The organism is Desulfobacteraceae bacterium (assembly GCA_022340425.1).
Classification (GTDB): domain Bacteria; phylum Desulfobacterota; class Desulfobacteria; order Desulfobacterales; family JAABRJ01; genus JAABRJ01.
In genome coordinates this window covers 1-14,957 of the sequence record JAJDNY010000132.1, presented here as the reverse complement: position 1 = coordinate 14,957, position 14,957 = coordinate 1, and the positions used below count along the sequence as shown (strand labels likewise).

Here is a 14,957-nt window from a genome sequence, read left to right as displayed (position 1 = left end):
GCGAAGGCCGTGCGCCAGTTGAAAAAGGCCAGCAGCAGCTCGGCCACCAGCGGCGCCGTGGCAAAGGCTAGGTTGGGTGCCAGCTCGTGCACCGAAATGGCCTTGCCCCAGTCGCGGGGGTGGATCAGGGTGGTCAGCGTGGCGACCCCCGAGGGCAGGTAGAGCCCGGCGGCGAAGCCCGTCAGAACCAGCCCCACCCGGATCGCCGCGAGGCTCTGGCACAAGGCGGTGCCCACCAGGGCGAGGCCCATCAGGCCGGCTGAAAGGGCCACCGTGCGGCGGTGCCGGATTCGGGCCGAAATGAAACCGGAGCCGGCCAGGGCCACGAAGTAGCCGGCTGAGATCAGCAGAAAGAGCGACCCGGCTGCCCCGTGGCCGATGCCGAGGTCGGTCTCGATGACCGGCATCAGGGGGGCGGGCAGGATCCGCGCCAGGAAGTTGAGGTAGAAGAGGGCGGTCAGAAAGAGGACAACCCCCAACCGGGTTCGCAGTCCGGCCCCTTGGGCCGGGTAGGCGGCGGCAGTCGGAAGCGGGCTGGGGGCGCTCATGGCGTGTGGGAACGCTGTGGGGGTACGCCGGTCGACATCATCTGGCGCAGTCGGTCATAAGCCGGCGGCAGGAGATGCTGGGCGTCGTCCACCAGGCCGGCGCCGCCCTCGGCGGCCATCAGGTGGGCTACGGCATGGCCGGTGGCCAGCTTGCTGAAGGCCCAGGGCTGCAAAAACGGGGTGAAGCGGGTCCGCAGGCGGCCGGCCAGTGCCAGCAGAAGGGTGGCCCCGGTTCCCGGGCAAGCCTCGATCTCGATTTCATGGTGGCCCACCGTGCCCGCGGTCCAGCGATAGGCCACCGCATCGATCGCCATTTCCGCCAGTGGAACGATTGATTTGCTTTCGGCCTCGAAAACATCGCGGAGCTGGCGGAGGGTTTCCCGCTCCTGGATCGGGGCGAGGCCGTGGCGCGCGAGAACGGCCGCCGCGGGTTCGTGCCTCCCGGGGGCGGCCCCCGGCAGCAAGGCGATGCCTTCGGCGGAAAGCGCTTCCAGGATCGCCGCCAGCCCTTTCGCCCCCCAGAACAGCTCAAGCTCCATGCGCCGGGTCAATCCGGGTCGCTCGCTCCGGGAAGGGCCCTTGAGGGTCACCCGGCAGCGGTCGTCCTGGTCGCGCAGCCGCAGCCCAAGGCCCCTGCGATCCAGCGCCCCGTCGGGGGTGTCGAAATAGCGGTCCATGATCTGAAGCGGTCGGCCGGGTGCCAGGCGGTAAGCCCCGATGCGGGTCAGGTCCGCCACCGCCGCGGCCACCCGGCCGGGGGCCGGGGCGCAGACCACCAGTTTGACCTCGGTTTCCAAGGGCGCCCTGTGGGCGGTTGTGCGCTCTGGCGTCATGGGGGGTTCCATAATGGGGTTGACGGGATTTTTCAACCGCAATCGGGCAGTTGAAATTCCCCTGGGACCTGATAAACTTTGAAAAATCGCCCCCGGCGGCGTCGCATGCGGGGCGACAAGGAGACCGATGGAAACCGATTTGCGTCAATTCCTGCATCAGCCGCTGACGGTGGGCGGCCGCCAAATCCTGGGCCGGCTGGCCCTGGCGCCCATGACCTACCTGGGGCACGTGGCCTTCCGCGAGCTGCTCTCGGGCTTCGGCGGCTACGGCCTGTTGTTTAGCGAGATGTGCAGTGCCAAGCGGCTGCCCCGCGAGAGCCCGGCTGCATCGGCCTTTTTCCGCTGGCGGCCCCAGGAGCTGGCGCACCTGGTCTGCCAGATCTTCGGCGCCGAGCCCGAGGTCATGGCGGCGGCGGCGGCGCGCGTCGCCGGGGAGGGCTTTTTCGGCGTGGACATCAACCTGGGGTGCTCGGTCTCCGCTATCTGCCGCCAGAACTGCGGGGCCGCCCTGCTGCGTCATCCGGCGCGTGCCGCGGCCATCGTCGCCGCCGTGCGCCGGGCCGTTTCGATCCCGGTTTTCGTCAAATACCGCACCGGCTGGCAGGACAACCCCGCGGCAGCCGTGGAGATGGCCCGGCGCTTCGAAGACGCCGGGGCCGACGCCCTGACCTTTCACCCGCGGGTGGCGCCGGACCGCCGGGCGCGCCCGCCCAAGTGGGACTACATCCGCCAGGTCAAGGCGGCCGTGGCCATCCCGGTCTTCGGCAACGGCAACGTCTTCGATGCCGAGGACTGCCGCCGCATGATCGCCACCACGGGCTGTGACGGCGTGATGATCGGCCGCATGGCGATTGCCCGGCCCTGGATTTTCGCCCAGATCGCCGACGGCCTGCGGCCGGGGCCCGAGGTCTTTGCGCATGCGGCGCTTGAAATGGTCCGGCTGCTGGAGGGCCATTACGACCCGGTGCGCGCCCTGCGGCGCTTCAAACGCTGGGCGCAGTATTTTTGCGCCAATTATCCCTTTGGCCACACGCTCTATGCGCACCTGCTCAACGTCGACTGCCTGGCGGCGGCGGCCGATGGCCTGCGCCGGTTTTTTGCCGGCGACCCCGCACCCACGAAACGCCCCAACATGAATTTCATGCGGTGAGGCGCCCGGGGCGCCGCTGCCGGTCTGGCCGGGCGCTTTCAGGTGTCCTGCAGCGCCCGGCCGTAGAATTGATCGATATACTCCTTGACCATCCGGCGCGCGGAAAAACGCGGGGCATTGCTCTTGATGGCGGCTTTCATCACCCGGACCCAGTCGTGGGGCACACCGCTGTCGGCGACCCGGTAGTAGAGGGGAATCACCGTTTCGGTCAGCAGCCGGCAAAGGCTCTCGGCATCCGCTTGGTTGCGGACTTCCGCCGGCCCGCTATCCTCGCCGAAGATCCAGCCGTTTTGCCCGTCGTAGCCCTCCAGCCACCAGCCGTCGCCGATGCTGAGCTGCGGGACACCGTTCAGGGACGCCTTCATCCCGCTGGTGCCGCTGGCCTCAAGCGGCGGCAGGGGGGTGTTGAGCCAGACGTCCACCCCGTGCACCAGGTACTGGGCAAACTGTTCGTCGTAGTCTTCCACAAAGGCGATCCGACCGCCCATGGCGGGGTCCCGGGCGGCATTGAAGACCCGCTGCAGCAGGCGTTTGCCCGGTTCGTCGGCCGGGTGGGCCTTGCCGGCAAAGATAACCTGAATCGGCTCCCAGCGGTTGTTGAGCAGGCCTTTCAGGCGCTCCGGGTCGCTGAAGAGGAGATCGGCGCGCTTGTAGGTGGCAAAGCGGCGGGCGAAGCCTAAGGTCAGCACCGCGGGATCCAGCAGGACCCCGCCGGCCATGGCCATCGAGGGGCTGACGTGGTCCGCGGCCCAGCGCCGGCGCGTGCGTTCGCGGATGGCGTTGATGAGCTTGATTTTGAGCCAGTAGTGGGTCTGCCACAGTTCGTCGTCGGGGATTTCGTCCACCATCTCCCAGAGCAGGGGGTTGTCGTGGTCTTCCAGCCAGTTTGGCCCCAGGTAGCGGTTGAAGAGCAACTCCAGCTTGGGCTCGATCCAGGAGGGCACGTGCACGCCGTTGGTGACATGGTTTATGGGCACCTCCTCGGTTCGCAGCTCCGGCCACAGACACTGCCACATCCGGCGGGCGACTTCGCCGTGCCTGCGGCTCACCCCGTTGCGGTAGCCCGAGGCCCGCAGGGCGAAGGCCGTCATGTTGAAACCGGCCCGGGGTTCCTCCGGGTGCACCCCCAGCTGGAAGAAGGCGTCGCGCTCCAGGTTCAGGGCCGGCCAGTAGGCGCTGAAGTACTTCTCCATCAGGGGGAAGGGAAAGACGTCGTGGCCGGCCGGCACCGGTGTGTGGGTCGTGAACACCGAGGTGGCCTGAACCTGGCGCAAGGCCTCCGCGAACCCCATCCCGGCGGCGACTCTCTCGCGGATACGCTCCAGCAGGGCGAAGGCCGCATGGCCCTCGTTGAGGTGCAGCACCGAATGGCGGATGCCAAGGGTTTCGAGTACCTTGGAGCCGCCGATGCCCAGAACGATCTCCTGGCGCAGGCGCTGCTCGCGGTCCCCGATGTAGAGGCGCGCGGAGATCGCGCGGTTCCAGGGGTCGTTGAGGTCGATGTCGGTGTCCATCAGGAAAAGGGGCACCCGCCCGACGTCGATTTGCCACACGGCCACGTGGATGGGGGGTTCCACCAGGGGGACGCGCACCACCACCTGCCGGCCGTCGGCGTCCAGCACCCGGGCGATGGAGGCGGCATCGCGCTCCAGGGGTTCGTCGCGGTTTTCCTGCCAGCCGTCCTCGCGGATGCGCTGGCAGAGGTAGCCCTCGGGGTACATGAACCCGACTGCCACCAGCGGCACCGCCAGGTCGCTGCACTCCTTGATGAAATCCCCGGCCAGAAAGCCCAGGCCGCCGGCGTAGAAGGGCAGCGAGTGGTGCAGGCCGTACTCGGCCGAAAAATAGGCGATGGCCGGCTGGCCGGGTTCGGCCCCGTTGTTCAGCAGGCTGCAGGCCCGCGGCTGGATGCCTTGACGGAAGTGGGACAGGGTGAGATCGTAGTGGCGCCGGTAGTCCGGGTTTTGGGCCGCGGCCGTCAAGGCCTCGGCCGAGAGCTCGCGCAGGAGCTTGTCGGGGTTGTGGCCGCTGTCCTTCCAGGCCCGCCGGTTGAGGCGTTTGAAAACCATGCGGGCCGCCGGGTGCCAACTCCACCAGAGGTTCTCGGCCAGGTCGGCGAGGCCGGCCAGGCGCGGCGGCAGGTGGGCAAAGAGCGCGGTGTGGTTCATCGCGGGCCTTCCTGTGTGGGCAAATGGGGCCCCGGCGACATCTGGCCGGGTGGCTGTGGAGCCCCGGGAATTGTGTGGCGGCCGGATCCAAAACGAATAGAATATTTCTATCACAGTGCCGCCCGGCGCTCAACGGGAAGTTGCGGCGCGCTTTTGCCTCCGGCCGCAATCGTCCGTCGTTTGGGCCGCTGCACCCTGCCGGATTTTTGCTTGCCTGATGCCGGATTGCCGTGTATGGGTGGCAGACCGCCTCGGCGGGCCGCCGCTTTTGGGCGGTTTTTGGAGTTTGGCGATGATTTCGATTTGACAGGAGCAGAAGCATGCTATTCCAGTGGTTTACAGGGCTGAACCCGGTGACACAGGCCCTTTTGGCCACCCTTTTCACCTGGTTTGTGACTGCCCTGGGCGCCGGGATGGTGTTTTTTTTCAGGACCATCAACCGCAGGATGCTGAACGGCATGCTGGGGTTTGCGGCGGGGGTGATGATCGCCGCCAGCTTCTGGTCGCTGCTGGCGCCCGCCATCGAGATGGCCGAAGAGGGGCCCCTGCCGGCGTGGGTACCGGCAGTGCTGGGCTTTCTGGCCGGCGGCGCCTTTCTGTGGCTGGTGGACAAAATCCTGCCCCACCTGCACCTGGGATTGCCGCGCGAGGAGGCCGAGGGGATCCAGACCCACTGGCGGCGCAGCGTTCTGCTGGTGCTGGCGATCACCCTGCACAACATTCCTGAGGGGCTGGCGGTGGGGGTGGCCTTCGGGGCCCTGGCGGCGGACCTGCCGTCGGCGACTCTTGCCGGGGCGGTGGCGCTGGCGCTGGGGATCGGCATCCAGAATTTTCCCGAAGGTGCCGCGGTCTCGGTGCCCCTGCGGCGCGAGGGGCTATCGCGCCTCAAGAGCTTCTGGTACGGTCAGCTCTCCGGTGTGGTCGAGCCGATTGCCGGCGTGCTGGGCGCCGCCGCGGTCATCCTGATGCGTCCGATTCTGCCGTACGCCCTGGCGTTTGCCGCCGGCGCGATGATATTCGTGGTGATCGAGGAGCTGATACCGGAGTCCCAGTTGGACAAGAACACCGATGTCTCGACGGTCGGGGCCATGGTGGGGTTTGCCGTGATGATGACCCTGGACGTCTCCCTGGGGTAGTCTCGCGCCCCGGAGGCCTGAAAACGGGCAATAAAAAAAGGAGCGTTGGCGGCGGCCACGCTCCTTTTTCATTGTTTTGGCTGAGGGACTAGGATTCGAACCTAGGTTAACGGGGCCAGAACCCGTCGTCCTGCCACTAGACGATCCCTCAGTGATTATCCGGGTCTTTTATCAAAAAGCGCGAGCGGCCGTCAAGAAAAAAACCGCCGGCCGACCGGCGCCGGCATCACGCCGCGCGGCCCTGGATGAAGGCCGTCGCGGCCCGCAGGCGCTCCAGGACCTTGTCCTTGCCGATGATCTCGGTAATTTCGAAAATGCCGGGGCTGGCGGTCCGCCCGGTCAGGGCCACCCGCACGGGCTGGGCGATCTTGCCCAGCTTCAAGCCGGTTGCGGCCATCACGGCCTGAAAGGCGCCCTCCAGGCTTTCGTGGGTGAAGGCCGGAAGGCCTTCCAGTTGTTGTGCCAGGCGCTCCAGGGGCTCCAGGGCATCCCGGGTGAGGAATTTGGCGGCCGCCTGTTCGTCGTAGACGATGGTCTGGGCGTAGTAGAAACGGGCGTCGCGGGCCATGTCCACCAGGGTTTTGCTGCGGGGCTGGAGGGTTGCGATGACCTGTTCGATAAAGGCACCCTCCTCGGCGGCGACCCCTTCGGCCGCCAAAAAGGGGATCAAGCGCGGCGCCAGCTGCCGGGGGGACATGGCCTGGATGTGGTCGGCGTTCAGTGCCAGGAGCTTCTCGAAGTCGAAGACTCCCGCCGAGCGGCCGATGTTCTCCAGGGAGAACTTTTCCACCAGTTCCGCAACGGTGAAAAACTCCTGGTCGCCGTAGGACCACCCCAGCCGGACGAGATAGTTCAGGAAGGCCTCGGGCAGAAAGCCCATGTCCCGGTAGGCGGTCACCGACGTGGCGCCGTGGCGCTTGCTCAGCCGGGCCTTGTCCTTGCCCAGGACCATGGGCACGTGACCGAAAGTCGGCAGGGGGCAGCCGAAGGCCTGGAAGAGCAGGATCTGTTTGGGGGTGTTGCTGACGTGGTCGTCGCCGCGGATGATCGTGTTGACCCCCATGGTGATGTCGTCCACCACCACCGCCAGGTTGTAGGTGGGTGTGCCGTCGCTGCGCTGGATGATGAAATCGTCCAGCTCCGAATTTTGGAAGACGATCTCGCCCTTGACCACGTCCGGGATCACGGTGGTGCCCTCCAGGCGGACCTTGAAGCGCACCACGGCGCCCTCCCCGCCGGAAAGCCCTTTTTCGCGGCAGGTGCCGTCATAGCGGGGTTTGCCGCCGCTGGCCATGGCCCGCTGGCGCATGGCCTCCACCGCCGCCGGCGGGCAGGTGCAGTAGTACGCGTGGCCGGCTGCCAGCAGCCGCTGGATGTGCTCCTGATAGATGGCCAGGCGCCGGGACTGGTAGTAGGGGCCGTCATCCCAGTCGATGCCCAGCCACGCCAGGGCCTCGAAAATTGCGTCCACCGAGGCCTGGGTGGAACGCGCGACGTCGGTGTCTTCGATCCGCAGAACGAAGCGGCCGCCCATGTGGCGGGCGTAAAGCCAGTTGAACAACGCGGTCCGGGCCCCGCCGACATGCAGGTAACCGCTGGGGCTGGGGGGAAAGCGGGTGACGATTTCCTTCATTTTGACTCACCTTGGGGCGCTGGAAAATAACTAGTTAAATTTTTTTCTTTGAGTTATGAGAAATTCGGGCGACGTTGCCCGCGGCAAGCCCGGCGGGTGCCCGGCAGGCGCCGGCGGATGTGCCCGTGCGAAACCGCCGCGGGTTGCCGGGCCGGCCCCGATTTTCGCTTGGGCTGAAAAATAGTCTGTATTTACAAAGCCTTGTGATGTAACCGGTTCCGTCTTCAGCCGTCGGCAAGCCTCCATAGCACAGAACCCCGGCAACTACAAGATGTCAAAAATGGAAGGCGCCTGTGAAAGTTCTTGACAATCGGGATGATTTCAATTACTAGAGAACATCTTTTCCCGCAAGGGGTTTAGGGTTAAATATTGCAAATTAAAACATATAGTTAGGAGATGACTCATGGCCTTACCAAAGCACAAAACCTCTAAGTCAAAGCGGGATATGCGCCGGGCCCACAAAAAACTGGCGGCGGTTGCCATCACCAAATGCCCCCAGTGCGGCGAGGCCAAGCTGCCGCATCATGTCTGCCCGGAATGCGGGGTCTACAAGGGGCGGGACGTTGTGAAAACCGAGGAAGATTAAACAACCATTGATAATTCAAAGAACAGACGGTTTCGCAAAAAGTTCAAGTTACGGCGCGCAAATTTCAGTGGCGTGCGGCGTACTCCTGTACGCCGCAGCGACTTCGAGATGCAGCGCAACGCAGAAATTAAACTTTTTGCGGAACCGTTAAGATTAAACCGAAAAGGGTGCCACCCATGACGACTGACGTGATCGAAGCCGCCAAGCCCCCCCGGGGATTGGACCCCGAGGACCGGCAAATGGTGGTGGACACCATTCGCCAGCTGCGCAAACGGCTTCTGACCAAGGAAAAGATCCTAGAGTTCGACAAAAAGGAGATCTTCCCCGAAGCCGAGATCCGCGAAATGCTGGGCCCCGAGATCGGCCTGCAACTCCTTTTTCTGCCCGAAGCATACGGCGGCATGGGCGGCGGGGCGCGCGACACCTGCGCCGTCACCCGTGAGCTGGGCAGGATCTGCCTGGGCGTGGGGACGGCATTTTTTGCCATCCAGCTGGGGGCCGACCCGATTTTCGTCGGCGCCACCCGCCAGCAGAAGGAGAAGTGGCTGGGGGCGATCGCCTCGGGCGATACCCTGGTGGCCTATGCGGTGACCGAGCCCGGGGCCGGCAGCAACCTGGCGGCCTTAAAAACCAAGGCCGACCCGGTCACCGACGCGGACGGCAAGGTCCTCGGCTACACTTTAAACGGCACCAAGCAGTTCATCTCCACCGGGGGCTATGCGGACTTTGTCACCGTTCTGGCCAAAACCCCGGAGGGCCCCTCCTTTTTTATCGTCGAGCGCGGAACCCCCGGCTTCGTTCAGGGCAAGGGCGAGGAAAAACACGGCATTCGGGCATCCAACACCTCGCCGCTGTCCTTCACCGATGTCTACGTGCCGGTTGAAAACCTGATCGGGGAGGTTCCCGGTCAGGGGCTGAAGCAGGCCAACCGGGTGTTCGGCTACACCCGCCTGATGGTGGCCGCCATGGCCCTGGGGGCCGGTGAGGCGGCCATGGAAATCGCCATCCGCTACGCCGCCGAGCGCATCCAGTTCGGCGGGCCGCTTTCTGAAAAGCAAGGCTACACCCACAAGCTGATCGTTCCCAGCGTGGTGCGCCTGGCGGCGGCTGAGGCCTACATGGACGAGGTGGCCCTGCGGCTGGACTCCGGCGACGAAGACCTCCAGGTGGAGGGCTCCATCTCCAAGCTCTTCACCACCGAAGCAGCCAACACCGCGGCCGAACACGCCATGCAGGCCCTTGGCGGATACGGCTACATCTGCGAGTTCGAAGTCGAGAAAATCAAGCGCGACGTCCGCATCACCAGCATCTACGAGGGCACCAGCGAAATCCAGCAGAGCATCATCAGCACCTTTCGCTGGAAGACCTCCCGCAAAACCAGGGGCGGCTTCTACGGTGACATCGCCGCGGAAATGGCGCGCCTGGCCGACGCCGGGCCCGAGGACCCGGGCTGCCGGACCCTGGCCCAGGCCGCCACGGTCCTCAACGCCGCCATTGACCTGGTGCATGAAAACCGCCTGACCAAGCAACAGTACCTGATGTTCGCCCTGGCGGACATGATGACCCACGTGGAGATCGGCGCCAGCATGGCCCGCCGCGCCGTCGCCCACGCCCGCCAGGCCGACCCCCAGGCGGCCAAATATCACCACATGGCGCGGATCTTCGCTGCCGAAGTGGCCGAGCGGGTGGCGGTCAACCTGAACAAGATCGTGGTCGGCTCCGGGGTCTTCAGCACCGCCGAGGCCGACGCCTTCCTTCAGGCGGTGTCCCATCAAACGCTGATTCTGAGCGGATCTTCCGTCATCGCCGACATGGACCGGGTGGCGGATTTCATCTTCGAGCGATCCTCATGAGCGAAACAAGCGTGCGCACCGTGGTGGTCACCGGGGGCTCCCGGGGCATCGGCCGGGCGGTTTGCCGGGTCTTCGCCGTTCCCACCTGTCGGGTGTATTTCAACTATGCCGCCGCGGCCGAAGCGGCCCGCGAGGTGGAGCAGCTGGCGGCGGCGGCCGGGGGCCGGGCCACCGGCATCCAGGCCGATGTCAGCGACGAAGTCAGCGTCAAGGCCTTCATCGACCAGGTGCTGGCCGAAACCGGGCGAATCGACGTGCTGGTCAACAACGCCGGCATCACCCGCGACGGCCTGCTGGTTCGGATGAAGGCCGAAGACTGGGACGCGGTGGTGGACACCAATCTCAAAGGCGCCTTTCTCTGCACCAAATTGGCCGCCAAGGCGATGATGAAGCAGCGCTTTGGCCGCATCATCAACATCTCCTCGGTGGTGGCGGTCACCGGCAATCCCGGTCAGGCCAATTACGTCGCCTCCAAGGCCGGGCTGATCGGCTTCACCAAGGCGGTCGCGCTGGAGCTGGCCTCCCGCGGGATCACGGCCAATGCGGTGGCCCCGGGGTTCATCGAGACCGACATGACCGTCTCCCTGGGCGAAAAGGCCCGGGACGCGATGGTCGCCCAGATTCCGCTGGGGCGCCCCGGCACGGCCGAGGAGGTGGCCGCGGTGGTCGAATTTCTGGCCTCCGAGCGGGCGGCTTACCTGACCGGACAGGTGCTGCACGTCAGCGGCGGCATGTACGTATAAAATCGGGCCGGCGCGGCCCGCTCACGTTTTCACGCATTTGCAAACACTATTTTTTCCAAGGAGGGGTAAGCCATGTCAGTTGAAGATAAGGTGAAGAAAATCATATCCGAGAAATTGAGCGTCGATCTTGCGGAAGTTGTTCCCGAGGCCTCGTTTGTGGACGATCTGGGCGCCGACTCGCTGGACCTGGTCGAGCTGATCATGTCCATGGAGGAGGAGTTCGACGTCGAGATCTCCGACGAGGATGCCGAGAAGATGGCGACCGTCAAGGATGCCATGGACTACATCGCCAGCCACTCGTGAGGAAATGGGCCGCCAGTTCGAATCGGGGTCGGGTGAATGCCAGCCGGCCTTAAAAATTGGCCGGCCCGGCTGGTTCGCGGCAGGGGATGAATCAGGCGGATGATGGGGACGGGGGAGGAAGCGCTTTGAACAGGCGGGTTGTGATCACAGGTGTGGGGCTCGTTACGCCGCTGGGGATCGGCGTCGAAGAGACATGGCAGGGCTTGTGCGCCGGAAAGTCCGGAATCGGGGAAATCACCCGCTTCGACGCCTCCGAGTATGAAACCCGGATTGCCGGCGAGGTCCGGGGCTTCAAACCCGAGGATTTTCTGCCCAAGAAGGAGGCCAAGCGGCTCGAGCCGCATATCTCCTACTCCATCGCCGCAGCGCGCATGGCGCTGGAGGACTCCGGCCTGAAGATCAACCGCGCCAATGCCCACCGGGTCGGCGTGTTGACCGGCTGCGGGCTGGGGGGGCTGGCGATGCTCGAGCGGACCAACCGGGTACTGGAAACCCGGGGGCCGCGGCGGGTCAGCCCGTTTTACATCCCCATGATCATCGGCAACATGGCCCCCGGCATGATCTCAATCCAGTTCGGCGCCAAAGGCCCCAATTCCTCGGTGGCCACCGCCTGCGCCGCAGGGGCGCACGCCATCGGCGATGCGGTCAATATCATCAAGCGCGGGGCCGCCGATGCGATGATCGCCGGCGGGGTGGAATCCGTCATCACCCCCACCTGTATTGCCGGCTTCAACGCCATGAAGGCGCTTTCCACGCGCAACGACGACCCCCAGAAGGCCTCCCGGCCTTTCGACCGCGACCGAGACGGCTTCGTTGTCGGCGAGGGCTCGGGTATCCTGATCCTGGAAACCCTCGAGGCGGCGCTGGAGCGGGGGGCGAAGATCTACGCCGAGATCATCGGCTACGGCATGAGCGGCGACGCCTACCATATGACATCGCCTCCCCCCGACGGCGAGGGCGCGGCCCGCTGCATGGCGGCGGCCCTCCAGGACGCCGTACTAGAGCCGGCCGCGATCGATTACATCAACGCCCACGGGACCTCCACCCAGCTCAACGACCTGTTCGAGACCCGGGCGGTCAAGACCGTTTTCGGCGAAAGCGCGCGCTCCCTCATGATCAGCTCCACCAAGTCGATGACCGGCCATCTGCTGGGCGGCGCCGGCGGCATCGAAACCGTTTTTACAGCGCTGGCGCTTCAGCGCGGGGTCGTGCCCCCGACCATCAACCTGGAGAACCCCGCAGACGAGTGCGACCTGGATTACGTTCCCGGGGTCGCCCGCCAGGCGGCCATCCGGGTGGCCATGACCAACTCGTTCGGCTTCGGAGGGACCAACGCCTCGTTGATTCTGAAGCGGCACCCGGACTGACGGCTGCCCGGCTGCCGTGACCTCCCCCGCGCGGCGGCGGCCGGGTCGGTCTGCAGCGGACCACCGGAGGACGATTCCGTCACTGCCCGCTTCCCCCCACCCTCCACGAAAATCCGGCCGCTCCGTTTTTTTTCTTGCGATCCGCTCCGCCAGACTATAAATTCCTTAATTCGTCTTATCAATCACCGGCATTATCGGTGGAAACCGATATTCGAGGTTCCCAGCATGCCCGAAAAAGAAAGTCCGATTATAATTGGAAGCGATCACGCCGCATTTGCCCTGAAAGAGGCGGTCAAAGCCTATCTCACGCAAATGGGAATCGTGGTCCGGGATGTCGGCACGCACGCGGCGACCTCGGTGGATTACCCGGATTTCGGGGCGCAGGTCGCCCGGGCGGTTTCCCGCGGCGAATACCGCCGCGGGATTCTGATCTGCGGCACCGGCATCGGGATGTCCATCGTGGCCAACCGTTTCCCCCACGTCCGGGCGGCGCTGTGCAACGATCTGTTCGCGGCCCTGATGAGCCGGCGGCACAATGACGCCAACATTCTCGTCATGGGCGGGCGGGTCGTCGGCGAAGGGCTGGCCCTTGAAATCGTCCGGGCCTGGCTGGAAACCCCCTTCGAAGGCGGCCGCCACCAGGACCGGCTGGACAAGTTCGACCGCTTGGGCCACAAGCAATAGACCCGGGGGGCGGCCCGCCCCCCAGGTCCGGGAGCGCACGTTTGTCAAGCATTTATACCGCCACACGGCCATCGCAGAGGAACCCTTTTTTGAAAGCAACGGTGATTGAGCAAGTCGATCCCGAGATCGCCGCGGTCATCGCCCGCGAGCTGGACCGCCAGAGCCACACCCTGGAGCTGATCGCCTCCGAAAACATCGCCAGCCCGGCCGTCATGGCCGTTCAGGGCAGCGTCCTGACCAACAAATACGCCGAAGGATACCCCGGCCGGCGCTACTACGGCGGCTGCGAGTTCGTCGATGTGGCCGAAAACCTGGCCATCGAACGTGCCCGGCGGCTGTTTGACGCTGCCTACGCCAATGTCCAGCCGCACTCCGGCTCCCAGGCCAACATGGCGGTCTACTTCGCCCTGCTGCAGCCCGGTGACACCGTTCTGGGGATGGACCTCGCCCACGGCGGCCATCTGACCCACGGCAGCCCGGCCAGTTTTTCCGGCCGGCTGTTTAATTTCGTACATTACGGGGTGCGCCGGGAAACCGGCACCATCGACTACGACGCATTGGCGCGGCTGGCCCGCGAGCACCGGCCGCGGCTGATCGTGGCCGGCGCCAGCGCCTACCCCCGGATCATCGACTTCGAGGCCTTCGCCCGGGCGGCCGCCAGCGTGGACGCCCATCTGATGGTGGACATGGCCCACATTGCGGGGCTTGTGGCCGCAGGTCTCCACCCCTCGCCGGTGCCCCTGGCCGATGTGGTCACCTCCACCACCCACAAGACCCTGCGGGGCCCCCGCGGCGGCCTGATCGTGGCGCGCTCGGATCTCGGCGGTATCTTCAACAAGCAGATCTTTCCCGGCATCCAGGGCGGCCCCCTGATGCACACCATCGCCGCCAAGGCCGTCGCCTTCAAGGAAGCGTTGAGCCCGGAATTCAAGACTTACCAGGAAACCATCGTCGCCAATGCCCGGGTTCTGGCCGATCAGTTGCTGGCCGAAGGGATCGCGCTGGTCTCCGGCGGCACCGACAACCACATGATGCTGGTGGATCTGACCAACCTGGGGATCACCGGCAAGGAGGCCGAAACCCTGCTCGGCCGGGCCGGCATAACGGTCAACAAGAATTCGATCCCCTTTGAGACCCGCAGCCCCTTTATCACCAGCGGGATCCGCATCGGCACCCCGGCGGTCACCACCCGGGGCATGCAGGCGCCGGAAATGCGCGCCATCGGGGGGATGATTGCGGCGGTGCTCAAACAGCCCCAAAACGAGGGCGCCGTGACCGCCACCCGCAAACGGATCATGGAACTTTGCGAGGCTTTTCCGCTTTACGGTGGTTGCGACCGGGCCCCAGGGGAGGTATGATGAGCGCGGGTCGCAGCCGCCCCTCCTGGGAAAGTTACTTCATGCAAATCACCGCCCTCGTGGCCCAGCGCTCCACCTGCCTGCGGCGCGCCGTGGGGGCCGTGATCGTCAAGGACAAGCGCATCCTGGCCACGGGCTACAACGGGGCCCCCAGCGGCGCCCAGCACTGCATCGACGTGGGCTGCCTGCGGGAGCGGCTCAAGGTGGCCTCCGGCGAGCGCCACGAGCTCTGCCGGGCCATTCACGCCGAGCAAAATGCCATCATCCAGGCGGCCTACCTGGGGGTCAGCATCCAGGGGGCGACGCTCTTCTGCACCAACCTGCCCTGCGCCATCTGCGCCAAGATGATCATCAATGCCGGCATAAAAAAAATCTACTACCAGAATGCCTACGCGGATCCCATGTCCCAGGAGCTTTTGGCGGAGGCCGGGGTCGAAGTGATTCATTTCGAACCCGAAAATCAGGGAGGCGCCCCATGAAGTGCCCGTTTTGTTCCGAAATCGAAAACAAGGTCATCGACTCCCGTTTGAGCAAGGACGCTTCCGTCATCCGCCGGCGCCGGGAGTGCATCGTCTGCCACCGGCGCTTCACGACC

Annotated in this window: 15 protein-coding genes and 1 tRNA gene; 11 read left to right on the top strand and 5 right to left on the bottom strand. The window is 65.3% G+C overall.

The window, feature by feature from the left end:
• Nucleotides 1-548, bottom strand: a 548-nt coding sequence (locus tag LJE63_11120; GenBank protein ID MCG6907156.1) for an MFS transporter, incomplete at its 3' end; no start/stop codon positions are given.
• The gene (locus LJE63_11115; GenBank protein MCG6907155.1) at nucleotides 545-1,381 is read right to left on the bottom strand and encodes a CYTH domain-containing protein; all 837 of its coding nucleotides are present in this window, start codon (nucleotides 1,379-1,381) and stop codon (nucleotides 545-547) included. The genes LJE63_11120 and LJE63_11115, both read right to left, overlap by 4 nt.
• 127 nt (nucleotides 1,382-1,508) lie before the next feature.
• On the opposite strand from LJE63_11115, the gene LJE63_11110 reads away from it, so the two are divergent.
• On the top strand, nucleotides 1,509-2,531 hold the full coding sequence (locus tag LJE63_11110; protein MCG6907154.1) for a tRNA-dihydrouridine synthase family protein: 1,023 nt from the start codon (nucleotides 1,509-1,511) through the stop codon (nucleotides 2,529-2,531).
• A 38-nt stretch (nucleotides 2,532-2,569) separates the two neighbouring features.
• On the opposite strand, the gene glgP is transcribed toward LJE63_11110, so the two are convergent.
• Nucleotides 2,570-4,699, bottom strand: a complete 2,130-nt coding sequence (gene glgP, locus LJE63_11105; GenBank protein MCG6907153.1) for an alpha-glucan family phosphorylase — start codon at nucleotides 4,697-4,699, stop codon at nucleotides 2,570-2,572.
• 320 nt (nucleotides 4,700-5,019) lie between these two features.
• Between glgP and LJE63_11100 the strand changes: the two genes are divergently transcribed.
• On the top strand, nucleotides 5,020-5,835 hold the full coding sequence (locus LJE63_11100) for a ZIP family metal transporter (GenBank protein MCG6907152.1): 816 nt from the start codon (nucleotides 5,020-5,022) through the stop codon (nucleotides 5,833-5,835).
• A 77-nt stretch (nucleotides 5,836-5,912) separates the two neighbouring features.
• Here LJE63_11100 and LJE63_11095 read toward each other — a convergent pair.
• Nucleotides 5,913-5,986: transfer RNA gene (locus LJE63_11095), tRNA-Gln, on the bottom strand.
• A gap of 75 nt (nucleotides 5,987-6,061) precedes the next feature.
• Nucleotides 6,062-7,468, bottom strand: a complete 1,407-nt coding sequence (gene gltX / locus LJE63_11090; GenBank protein MCG6907151.1) for a glutamate--tRNA ligase — start codon at nucleotides 7,466-7,468, stop codon at nucleotides 6,062-6,064.
• Between the two features lie 403 nt (nucleotides 7,469-7,871).
• On the opposite strand from gltX, the gene rpmF reads away from it, so the two are divergent.
• The 9 genes from rpmF to LJE63_11045 form a co-directional block, all read left to right on the top strand.
• Nucleotides 7,872-8,054, top strand: coding sequence for a 50S ribosomal protein L32 (rpmF, locus tag LJE63_11085; GenBank protein MCG6907150.1), 183 nt, complete (start codon nucleotides 7,872-7,874; stop codon nucleotides 8,052-8,054).
• A 176-nt stretch (nucleotides 8,055-8,230) separates the two neighbouring features.
• The gene (locus tag LJE63_11080) at nucleotides 8,231-9,907 is read left to right on the top strand and encodes an acyl-CoA dehydrogenase family protein (GenBank protein MCG6907149.1); all 1,677 of its coding nucleotides are present in this window, start codon (nucleotides 8,231-8,233) and stop codon (nucleotides 9,905-9,907) included.
• Nucleotides 9,904-10,650 (top strand): 3-oxoacyl-[acyl-carrier-protein] reductase, encoded by a 747-nt coding sequence (gene fabG / locus LJE63_11075; GenBank protein ID MCG6907148.1) that lies wholly within the window; start codon nucleotides 9,904-9,906, stop codon nucleotides 10,648-10,650. Before LJE63_11080 ends, fabG begins: the two co-directional genes overlap by 4 nt.
• A 72-nt stretch (nucleotides 10,651-10,722) precedes the next feature.
• Nucleotides 10,723-10,953, top strand: a complete 231-nt coding sequence (acpP, locus tag LJE63_11070; protein ID MCG6907147.1) for an acyl carrier protein — start codon at nucleotides 10,723-10,725, stop codon at nucleotides 10,951-10,953.
• A gap of 125 nt (nucleotides 10,954-11,078) precedes the next feature.
• On the top strand, nucleotides 11,079-12,320 hold the full coding sequence (gene fabF / locus LJE63_11065; protein MCG6907146.1) for a beta-ketoacyl-ACP synthase II: 1,242 nt from the start codon (nucleotides 11,079-11,081) through the stop codon (nucleotides 12,318-12,320).
• A gap of 225 nt (nucleotides 12,321-12,545) precedes the next feature.
• Entirely contained in the window at nucleotides 12,546-13,004 is a 459-nt protein-coding gene (rpiB, locus tag LJE63_11060) for a ribose 5-phosphate isomerase B (GenBank protein MCG6907145.1), read from the top strand.
• A gap of 89 nt (nucleotides 13,005-13,093) precedes the next feature.
• Nucleotides 13,094-14,362 (top strand): serine hydroxymethyltransferase, encoded by a 1,269-nt coding sequence (locus tag LJE63_11055; protein MCG6907144.1) that lies wholly within the window; start codon nucleotides 13,094-13,096, stop codon nucleotides 14,360-14,362.
• Nucleotides 14,362-14,841, top strand: a complete 480-nt coding sequence (locus tag LJE63_11050; GenBank protein MCG6907143.1) for a cytidine/deoxycytidylate deaminase family protein — start codon at nucleotides 14,362-14,364, stop codon at nucleotides 14,839-14,841. The genes LJE63_11055 and LJE63_11050 overlap by 1 nt, the downstream gene beginning before the upstream one ends.
• Nucleotides 14,838-14,957, top strand: a 120-nt coding sequence (locus LJE63_11045; protein ID MCG6907142.1) for a transcriptional regulator NrdR, incomplete at its 3' end; no start/stop codon positions are given. The genes LJE63_11050 and LJE63_11045, both read left to right, overlap by 4 nt.

What these genes read in the sequence shown, in the direction of transcription:
- LJE63_11115 (MCG6907155.1), bottom strand. Translation starts at nt 1,381, where the DNA reads ATGACGCCAGAGCGCACAACCGCCCACAGGGCGCCCTTGGAAACCGAG.
- LJE63_11110 (MCG6907154.1), top strand. Translation starts at nt 1,509, where the DNA reads ATGGAAACCGATTTGCGTCAATTCCTGCATCAGCCGCTGACGGTGGGC.
- glgP (MCG6907153.1), bottom strand. Translation starts at nt 4,699, where the DNA reads ATGAACCACACCGCGCTCTTTGCCCACCTGCCGCCGCGCCTGGCCGGC.
- LJE63_11100 (MCG6907152.1), top strand. Translation starts at nt 5,020, where the DNA reads ATGCTATTCCAGTGGTTTACAGGGCTGAACCCGGTGACACAGGCCCTT.
- gltX (MCG6907151.1), bottom strand. Translation starts at nt 7,468, where the DNA reads ATGAAGGAAATCGTCACCCGCTTTCCCCCCAGCCCCAGCGGTTACCTG.
- rpmF (MCG6907150.1), top strand. Translation starts at nt 7,872, where the DNA reads ATGGCCTTACCAAAGCACAAAACCTCTAAGTCAAAGCGGGATATGCGC.
- LJE63_11080 (MCG6907149.1), top strand. Translation starts at nt 8,231, where the DNA reads ATGACGACTGACGTGATCGAAGCCGCCAAGCCCCCCCGGGGATTGGAC.
- fabG (MCG6907148.1), top strand. Translation starts at nt 9,904, where the DNA reads ATGAGCGAAACAAGCGTGCGCACCGTGGTGGTCACCGGGGGCTCCCGG.
- acpP (MCG6907147.1), top strand. Translation starts at nt 10,723, where the DNA reads ATGTCAGTTGAAGATAAGGTGAAGAAAATCATATCCGAGAAATTGAGC.
- rpiB (MCG6907145.1), top strand. Translation starts at nt 12,546, where the DNA reads ATGCCCGAAAAAGAAAGTCCGATTATAATTGGAAGCGATCACGCCGCA.
- LJE63_11050 (MCG6907143.1), top strand. Translation starts at nt 14,362, where the DNA reads ATGAGCGCGGGTCGCAGCCGCCCCTCCTGGGAAAGTTACTTCATGCAA.